This is a genomic window from Microbulbifer sp. YPW16 (genome assembly GCF_021290385.1).
Taxonomy (GTDB): domain Bacteria; phylum Pseudomonadota; class Gammaproteobacteria; order Pseudomonadales; family Cellvibrionaceae; genus Microbulbifer; species Microbulbifer zhoushanensis.
Genome location: NZ_CP089928.1, coordinates 3,003,166 through 3,022,875 on the forward strand (window position 1 = coordinate 3,003,166; position 19,710 = coordinate 3,022,875).

Annotated in this window: 18 protein-coding genes; 9 read left to right on the forward strand and 9 right to left on the reverse strand. The window is 63.1% G+C overall.

All coding sequences use genetic code 11. The features are described 5' to 3' along the window. Positions 1-4: 4 nt before the first annotated feature. Genes LVE68_RS12940 through LVE68_RS12960 form a run of 5 tightly spaced genes read right to left on the reverse strand, consistent with a single transcriptional unit; the run spans position 5 to position 6,643 of the window. Positions 5-817 carry a symmetrical bis(5'-nucleosyl)-tetraphosphatase gene (locus LVE68_RS12940; RefSeq protein ID WP_232940819.1) on the reverse strand — a complete coding sequence of 271 codons (813 nt, stop codon included), beginning with the start codon at positions 815-817 and terminating at the stop codon, positions 5-7. Between the two features lie 31 nt (positions 818-848). Then, positions 849-1,646, reverse strand: a complete 798-nt coding sequence (rsmA, locus tag LVE68_RS12945) for a 16S rRNA (adenine(1518)-N(6)/adenine(1519)-N(6))-dimethyltransferase RsmA (RefSeq protein WP_232940820.1) — start codon at positions 1,644-1,646, stop codon at positions 849-851. Positions 1,647-1,662: 16 nt separating this feature from the next. Then, complete coding sequence (gene pdxA / locus LVE68_RS12950) at positions 1,663-2,709, reverse strand: 4-hydroxythreonine-4-phosphate dehydrogenase PdxA (protein WP_232940821.1); 1,047 nt, start codon at positions 2,707-2,709, stop codon at positions 1,663-1,665. After that, positions 2,706-4,058 (reverse strand): peptidylprolyl isomerase, encoded by a 1,353-nt coding sequence (locus tag LVE68_RS12955; RefSeq protein WP_232940822.1) that lies wholly within the window; start codon positions 4,056-4,058, stop codon positions 2,706-2,708. Before LVE68_RS12955 ends, pdxA begins: the two co-directional genes overlap by 4 nt. Before the next feature lie 8 nt (positions 4,059-4,066). Next, positions 4,067-6,643, reverse strand: coding sequence for an LPS-assembly protein LptD (locus tag LVE68_RS12960; protein WP_232940823.1), 2,577 nt, complete (start codon positions 6,641-6,643; stop codon positions 4,067-4,069). 207 nt (positions 6,644-6,850) lie between these two features. Between LVE68_RS12960 and LVE68_RS12965 the strand changes: the two genes are divergently transcribed. The 8 genes from LVE68_RS12965 (at position 6,851) to trpC (ending at position 14,413) form a co-directional block, all read left to right on the forward strand. After that, positions 6,851-7,909: an aminoglycoside phosphotransferase family protein gene (locus LVE68_RS12965; protein WP_232940824.1), complete on the forward strand. Its 1,059-nt coding sequence runs from the start codon at positions 6,851-6,853 to the stop codon at positions 7,907-7,909. Between the two features lie 30 nt (positions 7,910-7,939). After that, positions 7,940-8,647 carry a nucleotidyltransferase family protein gene (locus LVE68_RS12970; protein WP_232940825.1) on the forward strand — a complete coding sequence of 236 codons (708 nt, stop codon included), beginning with the start codon at positions 7,940-7,942 and terminating at the stop codon, positions 8,645-8,647. Positions 8,648-8,662: 15 nt separating this feature from the next. Further along, positions 8,663-9,328: a ribulose-phosphate 3-epimerase gene (gene rpe / locus LVE68_RS12975; RefSeq protein WP_232940826.1), complete on the forward strand. Its 666-nt coding sequence runs from the start codon at positions 8,663-8,665 to the stop codon at positions 9,326-9,328. 250 nt (positions 9,329-9,578) lie between these two features. Then, positions 9,579-11,111: an anthranilate synthase component I gene (gene trpE, locus LVE68_RS12980; RefSeq protein WP_232940827.1), complete on the forward strand. Its 1,533-nt coding sequence runs from the start codon at positions 9,579-9,581 to the stop codon at positions 11,109-11,111. Then, positions 11,104-11,973, forward strand: a complete 870-nt coding sequence (locus LVE68_RS12985) for an ion transporter (protein WP_232940828.1) — start codon at positions 11,104-11,106, stop codon at positions 11,971-11,973. The genes trpE and LVE68_RS12985 overlap by 8 nt, the downstream gene beginning before the upstream one ends. Continuing rightward, on the forward strand, positions 11,970-12,548 hold the full coding sequence (locus LVE68_RS12990) for an anthranilate synthase component II (protein WP_232940829.1): 579 nt from the start codon (positions 11,970-11,972) through the stop codon (positions 12,546-12,548). The genes LVE68_RS12985 and LVE68_RS12990 overlap by 4 nt, the downstream gene beginning before the upstream one ends. A 24-nt stretch (positions 12,549-12,572) precedes the next feature. After that, positions 12,573-13,622, forward strand: a complete 1,050-nt coding sequence (gene trpD / locus LVE68_RS12995) for an anthranilate phosphoribosyltransferase (RefSeq protein ID WP_232940830.1) — start codon at positions 12,573-12,575, stop codon at positions 13,620-13,622. Further along, complete coding sequence (gene trpC / locus LVE68_RS13000; RefSeq protein ID WP_232940831.1) at positions 13,619-14,413, forward strand: indole-3-glycerol phosphate synthase TrpC; 795 nt, start codon at positions 13,619-13,621, stop codon at positions 14,411-14,413. Before trpD ends, trpC begins: the two co-directional genes overlap by 4 nt. Positions 14,414-14,506: 93 nt before the next feature. Here the strand turns inward: trpC and crp are convergent, their stop codons facing one another. After that, positions 14,507-15,142, reverse strand: a complete 636-nt coding sequence (gene crp / locus LVE68_RS13005; protein WP_255701134.1) for a cAMP-activated global transcriptional regulator CRP — start codon at positions 15,140-15,142, stop codon at positions 14,507-14,509. A 348-nt stretch (positions 15,143-15,490) separates the two neighbouring features. Between crp and LVE68_RS13010 the strand changes: the two genes are divergently transcribed. Next, entirely contained in the window at positions 15,491-15,898 is a 408-nt protein-coding gene (locus LVE68_RS13010; protein WP_232940832.1) for an OsmC family protein, read from the forward strand. Positions 15,899-15,923: 25 nt separating this feature from the next. Here the strand turns inward: LVE68_RS13010 and coq7 are convergent, their stop codons facing one another. The 3 genes from coq7 to purH all read right to left on the reverse strand — a co-directional run bounded on the left by coq7 (position 15,924) and on the right by purH (position 19,617). After that, on the reverse strand, positions 15,924-16,571 hold the full coding sequence (gene coq7 / locus LVE68_RS13015) for a 2-polyprenyl-3-methyl-6-methoxy-1,4-benzoquinone monooxygenase (RefSeq protein ID WP_232940833.1): 648 nt from the start codon (positions 16,569-16,571) through the stop codon (positions 15,924-15,926). A 34-nt stretch (positions 16,572-16,605) separates the two neighbouring features. Further along, on the reverse strand, positions 16,606-17,904 hold the full coding sequence (gene purD / locus LVE68_RS13020) for a phosphoribosylamine--glycine ligase (RefSeq protein ID WP_232940834.1): 1,299 nt from the start codon (positions 17,902-17,904) through the stop codon (positions 16,606-16,608). Positions 17,905-18,045: 141 nt separating this feature from the next. Continuing rightward, positions 18,046-19,617, reverse strand: coding sequence for a bifunctional phosphoribosylaminoimidazolecarboxamide formyltransferase/IMP cyclohydrolase (gene purH / locus LVE68_RS13025; RefSeq protein WP_232940835.1), 1,572 nt, complete (start codon positions 19,615-19,617; stop codon positions 18,046-18,048). Positions 19,618-19,710 lie beyond the last annotated feature (93 nt).

Consider the following 19,710-nt stretch of genomic DNA (forward strand, 5'->3'; position numbering starts at 1 on the left):
CGCTTTATGAGCCGCAATCCGCACAAAAAAACTTCTCATCACTAAGCCGCATTGCAGTCAGATACCCGCCCCAGACACAGCCAGTATCCAGCGCATAAACGTTCTCGGTATCAGCCCTTCCTTCCAGCGCCGCCCAGTGGCCAAAGATGATCTTGTCCTTCCTGGTTTTGCGCTCTGGAAAGCTGAACCAGGGGTGGTAATCGTTATGCTCCGCTTCCGGACCGCGCTTGGTGACCAGGTCCAGAGTGCCGTCGGCCTTGCAGAAGCGCATGCGGGTGAAATAGTTGGTGATAGAGCGCAGGCGCTCGATGCCCAGCAGGTGCTCGTTCCAGCAGTGCGGCTCATTGCCATACATGCCGTAGAAGAATGCCTTGGCGAGGGCGTCGTCAGCAAGGGCGTGGTGTACTTCCCCGGATAGCTCGATTGCTTTGGTGATACTCCAGATGGGCGGTATGCCGGCGTGGACCATGGTGAAGCCCTTCTTGTGGACTACCAGTGGCAGGCTCTGCAGCCACGTCAGTAGCTTGTCGGCGTCCTTCGCACGCAGGACCCTGGCCAGGTCGTGCTCCCTGTCTGTCAGGCGCTTGGCGCCATGGGCCAGCGCCAGCAGGTGCAGGTCGTGGTTACCCAGTACCGCGGTCACCTGGGAACGGTGTTCGTAGAGGAAGCGGAGGGTGCTCAGGCTGTCGTGGCCGCGGTGCACCATGTCGCCGGCCAGCCAGAGCTTGTCCCGGTCGGGGCGGAAGTGGATTTTATCCAGCAGGCGCATAAACGGGTCGAAGCACCCCTGGATATCGCCAATTGCGTAGGTCGCCAAAACGCTGTCCCTGTGTCTCTGCTATGCCGATTCAGGATTCGAGTGTGGCACAGTAGTTTGCCAGTTCGACAAACTCTTTCACACTGAAGGTCTCCGGACGGCGGCTGGCATCCAACGGCAGGGCAGCGGTGTCCAGGTCGGGGTAGAGCGGCTTGAGGGCATTGCGCAGGGTCTTGCGGCGCTGCTGAAAGGCCACGTTGACGATGCGTTCCAGCAGGCCTTCGTCGCTCGCCGCCAGCTCTGGTTTGTCGCGGGGGGTGAGCCGGACAATAGCGGATTCCACCTTGGGCGCCGGCCGGAAGGATTGCGGCGGCACCGGGAACAGGCCCTGTACGCGGCAATGGTACTGCACCATTACGCTCAGCCGCCCGTACGCCTTATTCCCGGGCGTGGCACTCAGGCGGTCCACTACCTCTTTCTGCAGCATAAAGTGCATATCCTGGACCATGCCGCGGAAAGAGAGCAGGTGAAAGAGCAGGGGGGTGGAGATGTTGTACGGCAGGTTGCCGACGATCCTGAGTGGCTTGTCCCGGGCCAGGGTGCTGAAGTCGAATTTCAGGGCGTCCTGCTCAATGATGCTGAAGTCGGGGTAGTCGCGAAACTTGAACTCCAGCATCGGGATCAGGTCGCGGTCAAGCTCAATGGCAGTAAGGCCGGGGCAGCGTTGTAGCAGCAGCGCGGTGATAGCGCCCTGACCGGGGCCGATTTCCACCAGCCGGTCTGTCTCCTTCGGCCCGATGGCGCGCACAATGCGCTCGATGATGTTTTCATCCACCAGGAAGTTCTGGCCGAAGCGCTTGCGCGCTTTGTGCTCGAAAAAATTATCCATAGAAAGAGTCTGTCAGTCAGAATGCGCGCAGTCGGGCCATTTGCACCGCCTGCGCCAGGGCGGCGCGCAGGCTGCCACTGTCGGCCTCGTTGCGGCCGGCAATGTTGAGCGCGGTGCCATGGTCCACGGAGGTGCGGATAAACGGCAGCCCGAGAGTGATATTCACTGCGTGCCCGAATCCCTTGAATTTTAACACTGGCAGGCCCTGGTCGTGATACATGGCCAGGACCGCGTCGCAGCGTGACAATTGCGGCGGTGTGAACAGGGTGTCGGCGGGCAATGGCCCCAGCAGTTTCAGGCCCAGGGACCGCAGCATTTCCAGGGAGGGCTCGATGACCTCGATTTCCTCCCGCCCCAGGTGCCCTCCCTCCCCCGCATGGGGATTGAGCCCGCATACACCGATACGCGGTTCGGGAATCCGGAACTGGTCGCGCAGGCTGCGGTGCAGGATGGTGATTACCTGTTCCAGGCGCTCGGAGGTAATCGCAGCGCTGACATCCTTGAGCGGCAGGTGCGTGGTGACCAGGGCTACCCGGAGGTCGGCGGCGGCCAGCATCATGACCACGCGCTCCACGCCGGCGATTTCGGCGAAGAGTTCGGTATGGCCGCTAAAAGCGATGCCCGCGTCGTTGATCACGCCCTTGTGCACCGGCCCGGTGACAACGGCATCGAAGGTGCGGTCCAGGCAACCGCGTGCAGCGCTGCGCAGGGTATCCAGCACGTAGCGTGCATTGGCGGGATTGAGCGCCCCGGGCTGCGCCGGTTCGGCGAGGGCCACTGGCTGGACGTAGAGTGTGCCGGCGGGGGTGTCCGCTGGTGGCTGGTCGGGGTCAAAGGGAATCAGTCGCAGGGGGAGCCGCAGCTGTGCGGCGGTGTCCTCGAGTAACGCGGGATCGGCCACTGCCACGATCTGTGTCGGCCCGTGGTGCCGGTGGCCGTGATCATTGCCATTGCCGGAGGCGTAGTCCACCGCGCGCTCGGGGCCCAGGCTGGCCAGCTTGACCGCCAGCTCGGGGCCGATACCCCCGGGTTCCCCGGGGGTTAGCGCGATGCGCGGAATCATTGCTGTTCCTGTTCCTCTTCCCCGGATTCCCCGGCATCGTCACCGGCGCCCGGCAGCTTGATATCCACAAAGGCCTGGTCACGGATTTCGCGGCGCCAGTTCTGCAGCTCTTCCTCGTAGCGCCGGTTGCGCAGCAGATTGGCAGCCTGGTTGCGAATGTACTGGTCGGTCATATCCTGGTTGCGGCGGCCGTCAACCCGCAGGATGTGCCAGCCGAACTGGGACTTGAACGGCATGCTGATCTCGCCCACCGGGGTGTTGTTCATGGCCTGGGTGAACTCGGGCACGAACTGTCCCGGCATGGACCAGCCCAGGTCGCCGCCGGCGAGCATGGTGCCGATATCCTCGGAGTGCTCGCGGGCCAGCTCATCGAACTTGGCTTCGTCGTCCAGGAGTTGCTTGCGCAGGTCAATCAGCAGGTTGTAGGCAGCATCGTCATCGCGGATAGCACTGGTCTTGACCAGGATGTGGCGCACCTTGGTCTGCTCCACTACCTGCTCATTGGAACCGCGCTGGGCATGGATCTTCAGCAGGTGGAAGCCGGCGTCACTGCGGAACGGCTCACTGACATCGCCCACGCCCAGGCCGTCCAGCGCGTTGGCAAACAGGCCGGGCAGCTCCACGGTCTTGCGCCACCCCAGGTCACCGCCGGACAGGGCGTTCTGGCCTGCAGAGTTGGCGATGGCGAGTTCGCGGAAATTGGCACCAGCGGAAATCTGTTGCGCCAGTCGCTCGGCCTTCTCGCGGGCTTCCTGCACTTCGTCGGCAGGCGCGCTGGCACTTACCGGGATCAGGATATGGCCCAGCTCAAACTGGGGAGATTTCCAGAATTCGCCTTCCTTGGACCGGAGGAAGTTGTCGATATCCTGGTCGGTGATCTGGATCCGGTTGTTGACGCTGCCCTGTTCTACGCGGCGGATCAGGATTTCCCGGCGGATCTGCTCGCGGAACTCGCGCATGGTGATGCCGTCCGCCTCAAGGCGCTGGCGGAACTCCTCGGGGCTGCTGCCGGCGTTCTGCTGTACGCGGGCTATGGCCTGCTCCAGCTCAGCATCGGAGACGCTGACCCCGGCGCGCTGGGCCATCTGCAGCTGGAGCCGTTCGATGATCAGCTGTTCCAGCACCTGGCGGCGCAGTACGTCCATCGGCGGAGCCTGTACCTGCTGGGTGCGGATCTGGTTCTGGATGGTATTGAGGCGCTGTTGCAGTTCACTTGCCATCACGACGTCGTCGTCGACTACGGCGACCACCCGGTCCAGGGCCTGTACCTGGCCCAGGGCCGCGCCGGTGAACAGGGCGCAGGCGGCGGCGAGTGCCAGCAGGCCTCTCTTTGCGACGGACTTTGTCATTATATTCTTCACTGTTTCAGTACTTCTCTCTGTTGAAAGTTGGGTATCCCCTGGCTGAGCATGTTGGTGACGGTGGTGCCCAGGCCGGCGAGCCCTTTCAGCTGGAACTCGATATATACCCCTTCGTCGTAGGTCAGCTCTTCAGGAGTTACCACATCCGCCAGGTCGTTGTCCAACGTGCGCCGCCAGGCCAGGCGCACCTGGTAACAGCAGCTGTCATATTCGACGCCCGCCATGTACTCCAGTTCCCGGTCGAAAGTGACGTCATAGTTGGCCCGGGCCAGAATCGAGGTGCCGTTGGCCACCGGCAGTACCATGGAGGCGTCCAGTTGCTCGATGGGACCCTGGATCAGGTTGTCGCTGGCGTCGAATCTCTCTTCCCTGCGCAGGTAGCGATAGCTGAAGTTAAACAGGCGCAGGTCTTCGTCCAGGTAGCGGACGGTGAAGTCACCCCGGTCCAGCTCCATATCCTCATCATCGTAAACCAGGTCACTACTGAGGCGTAGTGATTGCAGGGGGCGGCTTTCCAAGCGGGCGGCGAACTCCGAGCGGGGCGATTCGATGATCGGGTCCCTGAGCCCGACCTGGATGTCTTCCGAATAAAAGACCTGGCCGGCACTGGCCGCCAGCAGGTCCCGGCCGCTGGTCGGGTCGATGAACCTTGTGGTCAGGCCCAGGGCGATCCGGTCCGCGTCATCGATTCGGTCATTGCCATTGAAGCGACTGTCACGGAATAGCTGGTCATAGCTGAAAGTGAACAGTGAGGTATCGAATAGCAGGTCGTTACCGCCATCTGCCGGATTGGTGGTGATATTGAGGAAGTCTTCCTGCTCGGCATTGGAGCTGACCAGGCCGAACAGGCGCGGTTCCAGTGTCTGTACATAGTCGAAGCCGCGGAACTGGCCATTGCGCTCGAAGAAGAGGCCTGTATCCAGGGTGAACTGCGCGGCGGAGGCCTCGGGCGTATCGGAGCTCTCCGGCTTAAGGAACTGGTCGTTCAGGTCGTAACTCAGGTAGCGCATTGCCACGCCGGGGGTGAAGTAGCCCCACAGCCACTGGCGGTCCCAGTCCAGCTCGTAATCCAGCCGCGCGCGGTCGGCGGTAACGAAATCGCGGGTGCGCGTGGTGACACTGTTTATGTCGCCGGTGTCATTGATAAAGCGGATGGTCTGGGTTTCGTCGTGATCGAAGCTGGTCATCTCGTGCTCGAGATTGAGCAGCCAGTCCCCCCAGCGGTAGTTGCCGTCAATGTCCAGGCGCGGCAGCTGACTGTAGGTATCAAAGCGGTCCTTCACCAGCTGCTGGTATTCCTGCAGGCGCAGGTTGGCGGTCCAGTGCTCGCCCAGCAGGCCGAACTGGGCCCGCTGGCTGAGCGCGGTTTCGGCCGACACACTCAGGTTGGAGGTGTCCAGGTCGCGGAAGTAGTCCGCGTCACTGACTTTTGTGTAGTCCACGTTGGTGCGCCAGGCGGACCCGCTGCTGCCCTGTTGTTCCACGTTCACGAGCCAGCGGTCCTCGCCCTTGGCGGGTAACACCAGTTCCTCGGGGAAGCCCTGGCGGATCAGCTCGCGGGCGTCCTCATCGTCGCCGCCCTCGTCGTCAGGCAGCCCGGCAAGGCGAACCTCGGTATTGAACCAGGGGTGGAGGTGGCGCACCTCCAACTCCGCGCCGGTACCGCGGTACTGGATATAGCGCGGCACGATGGTGGCATCCATCTGCGGGGCGATGTTCCAGTAGTAGGGGATGGCAATATCCCAGCCATTTTCATCGCTGTTGCTGATGCTGGGAAACAGCAGCCCCGACAGGCGTGCATCCCCCACGGGGAAGCGCAGGTAGGGAAAGTAGAATACCGGCACATCGAGGATCTCGAGGCGGACATTGCGCGCCACGCCCTGTCGCTCGACATTGTCGATATTGATCTCGCCGCCGTTCATGCGCCAGACCACGTGGCCCGGTTCACAGCGGGTGTAGTTGCCGGCAGACAGGTTCAGTTCGCCGCTGGCCTCGCGGGAAGCGTAGGCGGCGCTGCCATGAATGAACTGGTCGTGGATTACGTAGGTGGCGTCCTCAATCTCCGCCGCCTTGCTGCCGGTATTTACCTCTGCCGCACGGCCCCGCACCAGCAGGTTGGGTTCGCGCATTTCGATGGCACCGCGCAGGTAAGCGGTCTGGTTTTGGCGGTCGACATCCACCTGGTCTGCAAACAGCTGGCGGTAACCCTGGGTGATATGCACGTTGCCGCGCAGCTGCGCGGTGCCGTCATCCAGCCATTCCGAGCTGTCCGCGGTCGCCCGCAGCGGGGCCTCCTCCGGCAAGCGGTCGGCATTGAGATAATCGCGCGGCGGTGCCACAAACGCGCCGGAACAGACCGGCGGCAGGCCGGCCTGCAGTTCCGGGGCCAGTTGCGAGGCGGGCATCCAGTCGAGGAAAAGGTAGGGGTTGTCGCCCCCGGTTGCGCCGGGAGGGAGCTCCTCAGCTTGCACCCACACGGGCTGTGCGGCCATCAGGCCGATCGCCAGGGTTCGTGGGCGTGAAATCTGGGCGATCGCCAGTGTCAGGCGGCGCCAGCGGGAGGCTTCCAGCATCAGGTGATAAGTTCCGACTATCTTTAGAGTCTCTTCCCTAGGGAGCGGTGTGCAAAAAACAGCGGGTGATTCTACTTGAATGTAGAGACGGTTAACACTAATAGCACGCGGGCAGCCGGGCGTGGCGGCAATTTTTGCCGGGTTCGCTGGACGGCGGCAGTGGCGCCGTTACAATGCGGCCCGGAACTGGTGGAGTAGCAGCGGCGCATGAGTGAGCGTTCGACAGATGAGATAGACATGCGGCGCACTGAGCTTGGCCAGTGGGCCACGCGGGCACTGTCGGCGGCGCAGCCGGTACAGTTACTGCCGCTGTCGGGCGATGCCGGCTTCCGGCGCTACTTCCGCACGGCTGGTGAATCACGCCTGATTGCGGTGGATTCCCCGCCCGAGCGCACTAACCCGGCGCGATTTGTGGCGCTGGCCGACTATCTCCGTCGTTTTGGCATCCATACTCCCCTGGTCATCGCGGCGGATGTCAGCCGCGGCTTTATGCTGCTGGAGGACCTGGGCGACCGACAGCTATTGTCCCTGCTCAGCGAGGACACGGTCGAGGGTCTTTATGGTGAGATGCTGACCGAGCTGCTGTGCCTGCAACAGATTCCCCGATCGGAGGAGCTGTTGCCACCATACAGCCGCGAGTTGCTGCAGATGGAAATGCGCATCCTGCCGGAGTGGCTGGCGGAAAAGCTGTTGGGCTATACCCTGGGGGCAGATGAGCAGCGACTGCTGGACCGGACCTTCAGCCTGTTGCTGGACTCTGCGGAGGAGCAGCCCCAGGTGCTGGTGCATCGCGACTACCACAGCCGCAACCTGATGGTGCGGGAGGGCGAACGCCCGGGAGTGGTGGACTTCCAGGATGCGGTCTGGGGTCCGGTTACCTACGACCTGGCCTCGTTGTTGCGGGATTGCTATATCCGCTGGCCCCGTGAACAGGTGGAGAAGTGGGCCCTGTGTTACGCGGCGACGGCGCAGTCGGCCGGTATCCTGCCGGAGGTGGATCGCGATACCTTCCTGCGCTGGTTCGACTGGATGGGCCTTCAGCGCCACATCAAGGTGCTGGGTATCTTCCCGCGGCTGTTCCTGCGCGACGGCAAGCAGGGCTACCTGCCGGACTTGCCGCTGGTAATGCGTTACACCCTGGAAGTCGCCGGTCGTTATCCCGAGCTAAAGCCCTTTGCCGAGTGGTTTGGCACCGAACTTTTGCCGCTCGCCGAGCGTCAGAGTTGGTACCGCGACTACCGCACGGCAGGAGAGCGCGCCCGTTAAACCCAAGCTGCGAAGCGCACGAAGACTGTAATGAGCCAAGCAAACGATAATCAGGTCCCCGCTGCCATGGTACTGGCGGCCGGGTTCGGCAAGCGCATGCGGCCCCTGACCGATAATACACCCAAGCCGCTGCTGTCGGTGGCGGGCAAGCCGTTGATCGAGCACGCCCTGGATCGCCTGGCTGCGGTTGGGGTGCGCCGGGTGGTGATCAACCTCGGGTACCTGGGCGAAAAGATCCGCGAGCGGGTAGGCAGCGGTGAGCGCTGGGGGCTGGAGGTCCGCTACTCCGTCGAGGGGGAGCCGGTGGAAACTGCCGGCGGCATCCTCAAGGCGTTGCCCCTGCTGGGAGAGGATCCCTTCCTGGTGGTCAACGGCGATGTCTGGTGTGATTTTGACCTTTCCGGCTGGCTGGGGCGTCCCCTGCCGGCCGGCTGTCCGGGCCGCCTGCTGATGGTGCCCAATCCGCCGCACAACCCCGAGGGCGACTTCGGCATCGACAACGGCCTGCTGTCCGGCACTGCCACCCCCCGCTACACTTTTGCCGGCATCAGCTGGCTGCGGCCCGAAATGCTCACTGACTATCCGCGCCGGCGCACCTGCTTCGGTCTCGGGGAAGTCTTTGTGCATAATGAGGACCGCCTGCAGGCGGAGCTCTACGAAGGCGACTGGTGCGATGTGGGCACCCCGGAACGCCTGCAGCGCCTGGATGCACGCCTGTGCGGCAAAACTGAACAATAAGCAACAGGACTCACCATGCCCGACTTCAAGATTGCCCCGTCGATCCTTTCCGCCAACTTTGCCCGGCTCGGGGAAGAGGTGGATGCCGTTCTGGCAGCCGGCGCCGACTGGGTGCATTTCGACGTGATGGATAATCACTACGTGCCCAACCTGACCATCGGGCCCATGGTCTGCCAGGCGCTGCGCAAACATGGCGTCGAGGCGCCGATCGACGTGCACCTGATGGTGGAGCCGGTGGATGACATGATCCGCATGTTCGCCGATGCCGGGGCCACCTACATCACCTTCCACCCGGAGGCATCGCGCCACGTGGACCGCTCGCTGCAGCTGATCCAGGGCCTCGGTTGCAAGGCCGGCCTGGTGCTGAACCCGGCTACTGGGCTGGAATCGGTGAAATACGTGATGGACAAGCTCGATATGATCCTGCTGATGTCGGTTAACCCCGGCTTCGGCGGCCAGAAGTTTATCCCTGCCACCCTCGACAAGCTGCGCGAGGCGCGCCAGCTGATCGATGATTCCGGCCGCGATATCCGGCTCGAGATCGACGGCGGTGTCACCCGGGACAATATCGCCGAGATCGCGGCCGCCGGTGCCGATACCTTTGTGGCCGGTTCGGCGATATTCAATGCGGACGACTACGCCCAGGTGATTGGCGCAATGCGCCGTGAACTCGCCCCCTGACCCGGTGCCCGCCGGGGCGGGCCTTGCCCCCTCGGCGGCAGGTTTGTAAACTTGCCAGCTCGACTGACGAGGCCACCCCGTGAACGCACCTGCTTCCCACTTCCACAGCTGGCGATGGCGCCACTGACCCGCTGACCGGCGCGTCCCTTAGAGAGGCCTGCGCCTGGCATACCGCGGGCGGAGTTTGTCCAATCCGCTCGGGTGATAACCCAGATCAACACGATTGGTTTCAATCTTCTCCGGAGTCGCCATGACCCCCAGTGAATACACCCAGCTTGCGTCTGCTGGATACAACCGCATACCGCTCGTCCGCCGCGTGCTGGCGGATATTGAAACGCCCCTGTCCACTTACCTGAAGCTCGCCGCCGGCCGCTACAGTTACCTGCTGGAATCCGTGCAGGGGGGCGAGAAGTGGGGCCGTTACTCGATTATTGGCCTGCCGGCCAGCACCATACTGCGGGTGCGGGATCACCGGGTGACGGTAGAGCGTGACGGCGAGGTCGTGGAGACCCACGATGTCGAGGACCCGCTGGCTTTCGTCGAGACGTTCCAGCAGCGCTATCGCGCCCCGGAACTGGCCGGCCTGCCGCGTTTCAATGGCGGCCTGGTGGGCTATTTCGGCTATGACTGCGTGCGCTATATCGAGCCGCGCCTGGCGGACACCTGCCCGCCGGATACCCTGGACAACCCGGATATCCTGCTGATGGTGAGCGACGAGCTGGTGGTGTTCGACAACCTGGCCGGCGCGGTTATTTTTATTGCCCATGCTGATCCGTCGGTGGAGGGGGATTTCGAGCGAGTCCAGCAGCGACTGGATGAACTGGTGACCCAGCTGGCGCGCCCGCTGCCCGATACCCCGCCGCTGGACCTGGACGGCAGCGGCATTGAGGAGGAGGCTTTCGAGTCCCACTACGGCGAGGCCGCCTTCAAGCACAGCGTCGACCGGGTCAAGGAGTACATCCTGGCCGGGGACGTGATGCAGGTGGTGCCGTCCCAGCGGCTCTCGGCACCCTACAGTGCGCCGCCGCTGAACCTCTACCGGGCCCTGCGCAGCCTCAACCCGTCGCCCTACATGTATTTCCTCGACCTGGGCGACCACCAGGTGGTGGGCTCCAGCCCGGAGATCCTGGTACACCTGGAAGATGGCGACATGACCGTGCGGCCGATCGCCGGCACCCGCAAGCGCGGTGCCACCGAGGCGGAGGATGAGGCCCTCGAGCGGGAGTTGCTTGCGGACCCGAAAGAACTGGCCGAGCACCTGATGCTGATCGACCTGGGCCGCAATGATGTGGGCCGGGTGGCCGAGACCGGCAGCGTGCGCGTCACCGAGAAGATGGCGGTGGAGCGTTACTCCCATGTCATGCATATCGTTTCCAATGTGACCGGCCGGATCCAGCCCGGCCTGACGGCGATCGACGCCCTGCGGGCGGCATTGCCGGCCGGTACCCTGTCCGGGGCGCCGAAGATCCGCGCCATGGAAATCATCGATGAGCTGGAACCGGAGAAACGCGGTATCTATGGCGGTGCGGTGGGCTACCTGGCCTGGAATGGCAATATGGATACCGCGATCGCCATCCGCACGGCGGTCATCAAGGATGGCCAGGTGTTTATCCAGGCGGGGGCCGGCCTGGTGGCCGATTCGGATCCCCAGTCTGAGTGGGACGAAACCATGAACAAGGCCCGGGCGCTGTTCCGGGCTGTGGCAATTGCGGTGGCTGGTGAATCCCGGCCGGCCACCGGTGCGAGTGATGACGAGAGTAGTGAGACGGTCAACCATGAGTGAAATGGAAATGACAGCGCCGGCGCGGACCGGTGTTGCCGATGCCTGTGCCCGCCTGGTAGCGGCGCCGTTGTTCAACCAGGTAATTATCGGCCTGATCCTGCTCAATGGCGTCGCCGTTGGCCTGGAGACCTCGGCCTGGGTCATGGAGCGCTTCGGCGGTTTCCTGCACGGCATCAACCAGCTGATCCTGGTCTCCTTCGTCCTCGAGGCGCTGGTCAAGATGGCGGCACATGGCAGCCGCCCGTGGCGCTATTTCGCCAGCGGCTGGAACTGCTTCGATTTCTCCATCATTGTGCTGAGCCTGGTGCCGGCCGCCGGCCCCATGGCCACGCTGGCGCGGCTGGTGCGCGTGCTGCGTGTGCTGCGGCTGGTTTCGGCATTTCCGGAATTGCGGCTGCTGGTGGATACACTGCTGCGCAGCCTGCCAAGCATGTTCCATATCGCGCTGCTGATGGGGATCATCTTTTATATTTACGGAGTGGCCGGTTATTTCCTTTTTGCAGAAATCGACCCGACCCACTGGCGCAGCCTGCCGATCGCGCTGCTGAGCCTGTTCCGGATTGTCACCTTTGAGGACTGGACCGACATCATGTACACCGCCATGGAGGTGATGCCCTGGGCCTGGCTCTATTTCGTCAGCTTCGTGGTGATGGGCGCATTCGTGATGATCAACCTGTTTATCGGCGTGGTGCTGAATAACCTCGAGGAGGCCAAGCTGCGCCGCCTCGATGAACTGCAGTTGCCGCCCAGCCAGACAGAGATACTCCGCGAGCTGCGCGCCACCCAGGAAGCGCTGGCACGCCTGCAGAGACGCATGGACAGAACCGCCACACAGCCAACTGGAGAGGCCGCTGAACAATGATTCTGATGATCGACAATTACGACTCCTTCACCTGGAATGTCGTGCAGTACATGGCCGAACTGGGAGCGACAGTGGAGGTGCGGCGCAACGACGAGATCAGTGTGGCGGATATCGAGCGCCTTGCGCCGGAGAAAATCGTGATCTCGCCCGGGCCCTGTACCCCGAATGAGGCTGGTATCTCCATGGAAGCCATCCGTCGCTTTGCTGGTGAAATCCCGATCCTCGGTATCTGCCTGGGTCACCAGAGTATCGGCCAGGTGTTCGGTGGCCGGGTGGTTCGTGCGGGGCAGGTGATGCACGGCAAGACCTCTCCCATCGTGCACAACAACCGCGGGGTGTTCCACAACCTCTCCAATCCGTTCGAGGCGACCCGTTACCACTCACTGGTGGTGGAAAAGGGCAGCCTGCCGGATTGCCTTGAGGTAACTGCGTGGACTGAAACCGAGAGTGGTGAAATCGACGAGATCATGGGTCTGCGCCACCGCGAGCTGGCGGTTGAGGGAGTGCAGTTCCATCCCGAGTCCATACTCACCCAGCATGGTCACGACATGCTGAGGAACTTTCTGGATGTCTGAATAATAACGACCAGGGGAAACGCTATGGATATCAAGCAGGCCATTGCCAGGCTGGTGGAGGGGGAACACCTCAGCCGGGCTGACATGCGCGCGGCCATGGGCCAGATCATGCGCGGTGAGGCCGAGGACGCCCAGATAGGTGCCCTGCTGGTGGCACTGCGCATGCGCGGTGAGACAGTGGATGAAATTGCCGGCGCGGTGGAGGTCATGCGTGAGCTGGCCACCCCGGTGGATATCGACCTCACCAACGCGGTCGATATTGTCGGTACCGGTGGCGACGGCGCAAACCTGTTCAATGTGTCCAGTGCGGCGAGCTTTGTCGCTGCCGCGGCGGGCGCGCGGGTGGCCAAGCACGGCAACCGCTCGGTGTCGTCGAGCACCGGTGCCGCCGACCTGCTGGAGCAGGCCGGTATCTACCTGCCCCTGACGCCGGAGCAGGTGGCCCGCTGTATCGAGACCATCGGTGTGGGCTTTATGTTTGCCCCCAGTTACCACAGTGCCATGCGCCATGCCATCGGGCCGCGCCGGGCACTGGGGCTGCGTACCATTTTCAACCTGCTCGGCCCGCTGACCAACCCGGCCGGCGTCCGCCGCCAGGTGATCGGCGTTTTCGACCGCCGCTACTGCCACATGCTGGCCGAGGTGTTGCAGACCCTGGGGTCTGAGCATGTGATCGTCATGCACAGTGACGACGGCCTGGATGAGGCGAGCATCGCCGCGGATACCCACGCGGTGGAACTCAAAGACGGGGAGCTGCACGAGCGCTGCTACCGGCCCGAGGATTTTGGTATCGAGCGGCGCAGCCTTGAGGGGCTGGAGGTGGCAGATGCCGGTGAGTCACTGTCACTGATCGGTGATGCCCTGGGCAAGCGCGACAGTGCCGCGGGGCAGAAAGCCGCCGATATGCTGGCACTGAATGCCGGCCTTGCGGTCTACGTAAGTGGTGTGGCCTCGAGCGCGGAAGAGGGCGTGGCAATGGCGCAGGACGCCATCGCCAGCGGGCTGGCCGGGGAAAAAATCAAGGACCTGGCGGCGTTTACCAGCGCCTTCCGGCCGGAGGATGTGGAATCATGAGTACGCCGACGATCCTGAAGACTATTGTCGAACGCAAATGGCAGGAAGTGGCCGAACGCAAGGCCGGGATGCCGCAGGCCGAAGTGCGCGCACTGGCCGAGCAGCAGCCGGACTGCCGCGGCTTTGTGGACGCGATCGAGGGCCGTATTGCCGCCGGCGAGGCGGCAGTGATCGCCGAGATCAAGAAGGCCTCGCCGAGCAAGGGGGTAATCCGCCCGGACTTTATTCCCGCCGAGATCGCCAGCAGCTATGCCCGCGGTGGCGCGGCCTGCCTGTCGGTGCTTACCGATGTGGACTTTTTCCAGGGCGCCGACGCGTACCTGCAGCAGGCCCGTAACGCCGTGCGCCTGCCGGTGCTGCGCAAGGATTTCACAGTCGATCCCTACCAGGTGTTCGAGGCACGGGCCATTGGCGCGGACTGTATCCTGCTGATCGCCGCCTGCCTGGACGACGCGCAGATGCGCGACCTGAATGCCCTGGCGCTCGAGCTGGGCCTGGACGTGCTGGTGGAAGTGCACAACCGCGCAGAGCTGGAGCGTGCACTGGTGCTGCCCAATCGCCTGGTGGGAATCAACAACCGCAACCTGCATACTTTTGAGGTCCAGCTGGAAACCACATTCAAACTGCTGGACCTGATTCCCGACGACCGGATTGTGGTCACCGAAAGTGGTATCCACACCACCGACGATGTGGCGGCCATGCGCGGCCATGACGTGAATGCCTTCCTGGTTGGGGAGGCCTTCATGCGCGAAAAGGAGCCGGGGCGGAAGTTGCTGGAGATGTTCAACTGACGGGATTACGTTGCCCGGACTTTGCCCGGGCAAGCAATAAAAAAGGGCGAACCCGTGGGTTCGCCCTTTTTTTGTGCTGGGGAAAAGGCGGGCTCAGCGGGTGCCGTAGACCACCATGGTCTTGCCTTTCACCGACACCAGTCCCTGTTCTTCCAGGGTCTTGAGCACGCGGCCGACCATCTCCCGGGAGCAGCCCACAATACGGCCGATTTCCTGGCGGGTGATCTTGATCTGCATGCCCTCGGGATGGGTCATGGCATCCGGCTCGTTACACAGGTCGAGCAGGGTGCGGGCCACACGGCCAGTCACGTCCAGGAATGCCAGGTCGCCCACCTTGCGGGTGGTATTGCGCAGGCGGCTCGCCATCTGGGTGGCCAGGGAGAAGAGGAACTCCGGATGCTGGCGTGTGAGTTCCTGGAACTTGCCATAGGAGATCTCCGCAACCTCGCACTCGGTCTTGGTGCGCACCCAGGCGCTGCGGGTGTCCTGGTCGAACAGGCCCATCTCGCCGAAGAAGTCGCCATCGTTCAGGTAGGCGACAATCATTTCCCGCCCTTCGTCGTCCTCGATCAGGACGGTTACCGAGCCGCGCATGATGAAGTACAGCGATTCACAGCGGTCGCCGGCATAGATGATTGTGCTCTTGGCCGGGTAGCGGCGCCGGTGGCAATGCGCAAGAAAGTCTTCGATATTGCCAGTGGACATGGATTCTTCGGTAGCAACCGTCACGGATCTACTCCTTATTCTTAAATTTGTGCCTGATCCCCGCCGGGAGTGCAATCAACGCGATGCCGGCAAATTATCCCCTGAAAAGCCGGTCCCCGACAGTGGCACCACCCGGGAATCGCTCGCGTTGTGACCTGAAACACCGTCACCGTGCCAACTGCTTTTGCTCTGGCCGGATGTGGGCTCGCAACGGAGTCTGTGAGAGGGCGGTCAGTACAGCTGCCTACTATACCGCATTGAGCGCCTGCGAAAAGGCTGGGATGACGATTGGTAATGACTCCCGGGACGCGGTCGAGTTCCCCTGTGATAAGCTTGCCGCCCGTTTTTTTGAGATTGCAGAGGAGCAGGCGCATGCAGGCCAGAGTAACCTGGGTGGACGGTGTCACTTTTGTCGGTGAGGCCGGTAGTGGCAACTCCGTGGTGATGGAGGGCGGTGAGAAGAACAACGGCATTCGCCCGATGGAAATGATGCTGCTGGGAGCGGGTGGTTGCGCCTCCTACGACGTGGTCACCATCCTGCAGAAGGCCCGGCAGGACGTGATCTCCTGCCACTGTGAACTTACTGGGGAGCGGCCGGATGCCACACCGGCACCTTTTACCCGTATCGAGATGGAATTTGTCGTACGCGGCAGGAACATCAAGGAAAGCCAGGTGGCCCGGGCGGTGGAGTTGTCTGCGGACAAGTACTGCTCCGCCTCCATCATGCTGAAGAATGCCGGGGTGGAGATTGTGCACCGCTACCGGATCGAGGAGGCGTGAGCCTCCTCCCCGCGACCCGAAGTGATTAAACCCGGTAACTGGCCGAGGTCATTACCTTCGACACCAGTGTCATCAGGCCTTTTACCGGGGCCGGAAACCGGGCGCCACCGGCGGCGAGTGCCGCGTGCTGGTGCTCGGCTTCATCCTCCCGCATCTGCTCGACAATGGCCCGGCTCTTGGAGTCCTGGGCCGGCAGCTGTTCCAGGTGGCTGTCCAGGTGCTTGCAGACCTGCTCCTCGGTGGCGGCCACAAAGCCCAGGCTGACCCGGTCGCTGACCTTGCCGGCCGCGGCGCCGAGGCCGAAAGAGAGCCCGTACCACACCGGGTTGAGCAGGCTGGGGCGGCTGTCAAGTTCGCGCAGCCGCTGCTCACACCAGGCCAGGTGGTCCACTTCCTCCTCGGCGGCGTGCTCCATCTCCTCGCGCACATCGGGCAGCTTGGCTGTCAGTGCCTGCCCCTGGTAGAGGGCCTGGGCACAGACTTCCCCGCTGTGATTGACCCGCATCAGGCCCGCCACATGGCGGCGCTCACGCTCGTTCAGCTCGGGCTCCTCGCACCCCCTGGCCGGAGATGGCCGCGGATGGGAGGGCGCTCCAGGGCTGAGGGTGCGCAGGGCGCGGTCCGCCTGCAGCAGCAGGCGATCCAGGCCGGTCAACTGGCGTTCTCTGGACATGGCTGGCCTCCGGGTCAGTACTCAGGTGCTCGGGTTATTGCTCGGTGGACTGCTGTTCCCGCTCAACCGCACGATAGCCGATATCCTTGCGGTAGAAAACGCCGTCCCAGTAGATCCCGCGGGCGGCGTTATAGGCATTGGCCTGGGCATCGGCAACCGTGTCGCCCAGTGCCGTCGCACACAGTACCCGTCCACCGCTGGTGACAACCCGCTCGCCGTCCAGCGCGGTACCAGCATGGAACACCTTGGCGTTTTCGCCGTCGGCCCGCTCCAGGCCGGAGATGGCGTCGCCCTTGCGATAGCTGCCGGGATAGCCATTGGCGGCCAGCACTACACCGAGGGCCGGGCGCGAATCCCATTCCACGCTGACCTGGTCGAGGCGCTTTTCCACCGCCGCCTGGCACAGTTCCACCAGGTCGGACTTCAGCCGCATCAGGATGGGCTGGGTTTCCGGGTCACCGAAGCGGCAGTTGTACTCGATTACCTTGGGGGCGCCATCGGCATTGATCATCAGTCCCGCGTAGAGGAAGCCGGTGTAGGGCATGCCCTCTTCAGCCAGGCCGCGCACCGTGGGTTCGATGACCTCTTCCATGATGCGCTGGTAAACCTGGTCGGTGACCACCGGGGCCGGGGAATAAGCGCCCATGCCGCCAGTGTTCGGGCCGGTGTCCCCGTCGCCCACGCGCTTGTGGTCCTGGCTGGTGGCCATCGGCAGGATATGCTCGCCGTCAACCATTACGATAAAGCTGGCTTCCTCGCCGGTGAGGAACTCCTCGATCACCACTCGGCAGCCGGCGTCGCCGAAGGCATTGCCGGACAGCATGTCGCGTACCGCCAGTTCTGCCTGCTCCTCGCTCTCGGCGACGATCACGCCTTTGCCCGCGGCCAGGCCGTCGGCCTTGACCACGATCGGGGCACCCTGCTCGCGGATATAGGCAACGGCGGGCTCAATCTCGGTGAAGTTACGGTAGGCGGCAGTGGGAATCTGGTGCCGCTCGAGGAAGTCCTTGGTAAAGGCCTTGGAGCCCTCGAGCTGTGCAGCCGCCTTGGAGGGACCGAAGATTGGCAGGCCGCGGCTGTTGAACAGGTCGACAATGCCGTCGACGAGCGGTGCTTCCGGGCCCACGATGGTCATCTGCACATCGTTGGTCTCGGCAAATTCCGCCAGGGCGGAAAAGTTGTCGACGCCGATGGCGAGATTCTGCACTTTGGGTTCGCGGGCAGTGCCGGCGTTACCCGGTGCCACGAATACCGTCTCGACCGCAGGGTTCTGCGCCGCTTTCCAGGCCAGTGCGTGCTCGCGGCCGCCGGCGCCAATTACCAGTATGTTCATCCTCAACTCCCCCTGTATCGGCCGATTGGATGCAAATTTGTTGCGCTATTTTAGCCCGAATTCACTCCGGGATTGTGACGGGGCGGCAGGGTCGGGAAAATCCCGCTCCTGCCGCCGCCACTGCGGTCGGTGAGACTCTGGTCAGTGGCGGAAATGACGCATGCCGGTGAGCACCATCGCCATATCGTGCTCGTCGGCGGCGGCGATCACCTCGTCATCGCGGATCGAGCCGCCTGGCTGGATCACACAGCTGATGCCGACCTTGGCGGCATTGTCGATACCGTCGCGGAAGGGGAAGAAGGCATCGGAGGCCATAACGGAACCCTGTACCTCCAGCCCGGCGTGCTCGGCCTTGATGGCGGCGATACGGGCGGAATTGACACGGCTCATCTGGCCGGCGCCCACACCGATGGTGCGCCCGTCCTTGCCGTAGACGATGGCGTTGGACTTGACGAATTTCGCTACCTTCCAGGTGAACAGCAGGTCGCGAATCTCGGCCTCGGTGGGTTGGCGCTTACTGACCACTTTCAGGTCTGCAGCGGTGATTACCCCGTCATCGCGGTCCTGTACCAGCAGTCCGCCATTGACGCGTTTGTAGTCCAGCGCCGGGGTGCGCTCGTTGTCCCACTCGCCGCAGGCCAGCAGGCGCACGTTCTTTTTCTCGGCCACGGCGGCGCGCGCCTCTGCCGAAATGCTGGGGGCGATGATCACCTCGACAAACTGCCGTTCGACAATCGCTTTTGCGGTCTCGCCATCCAGCTCGCGGTTGAACGCGATGATGCCGCCGAAGGCGGATTCCTTGTCGGTCTCGAATGCCAGGTCGTAGGCATTGAGGAGGCTGTCAGCAATGGCCACACCGCACGGGTTGGCGTGCTTGACGATCACGCAGGCCGGTTCGTCGAAGGCCTTGACGCATTCCAGTGCCGCATCGGTGTCGGCGATATTGTTGTAGCTGAGTTCCTTGCCCTGCAACTGCTCGGCAGTGGCAATGCCGGCCTCGGCCGGATCGGCCTCGACATAGAAGGCCGACTTCTGGTGCGGGTTCTCGCCGTAGCGCAGGTCCATTTTCTTGATGAACTGGCTGTTGAAGGTGCGTGGGAAGGGCTCCTTCTCGCCCTCCTTGATGGAACCCAGGTAGTTGGCGATGGCGCCGTCGTAGCCGGCGGTGTGCTCGAAGGCTTTCACTGCCAGGTCGAAGCGCTGCGCCTGGTCCAGGGCCCCGTCATTGGCTTTCATTTCACTGATGATGGCGTCGTAGTCGGAGGCGTTGACCACGATCGCGACGTCCCGGTGGTTCTTGGCCGCAGCGCGCACCATGGTCGGGCCACCGATATCGATATTCTCGATGGCGTCGGGCAGGGTGCAATCCGGTTTGGCCACGGTCTGGGCGAAGGGGTAGAGGTTGACCACCACCATGTCGATGGGGGTGATGCCGTGTTCTGACATGACACTGTCGTCTGTGCCGCGCCGGCCCAGGATGCCACCGTGGACTTTCGGGTGCAGGGTTTTAACGCGTCCGTCCATCATCTCCGGGAAGCCAGTGTAGTCGGAGACTTCCACAACCGGGATGCCGGCTTCCTTGATCTGGCGGTGGGTGCCGCCGGTAGAGAGGAGCTCCACGCCCATTGCGGCTAGTTCGCGGGCGAATTCAACGATTCCGGTCTTGTCCGACACGCTGATCAGCGCGCGGCGAATCGCAACCTTGTCAGTCATAACATTGGGTCCGTCTGTTTTCTGAAAGGAGTTGGTGCCGCCGATCCCGTCAGCGGCAGGGCCCCGGGAGATTCCGGTGCCGGTAAAATAGAC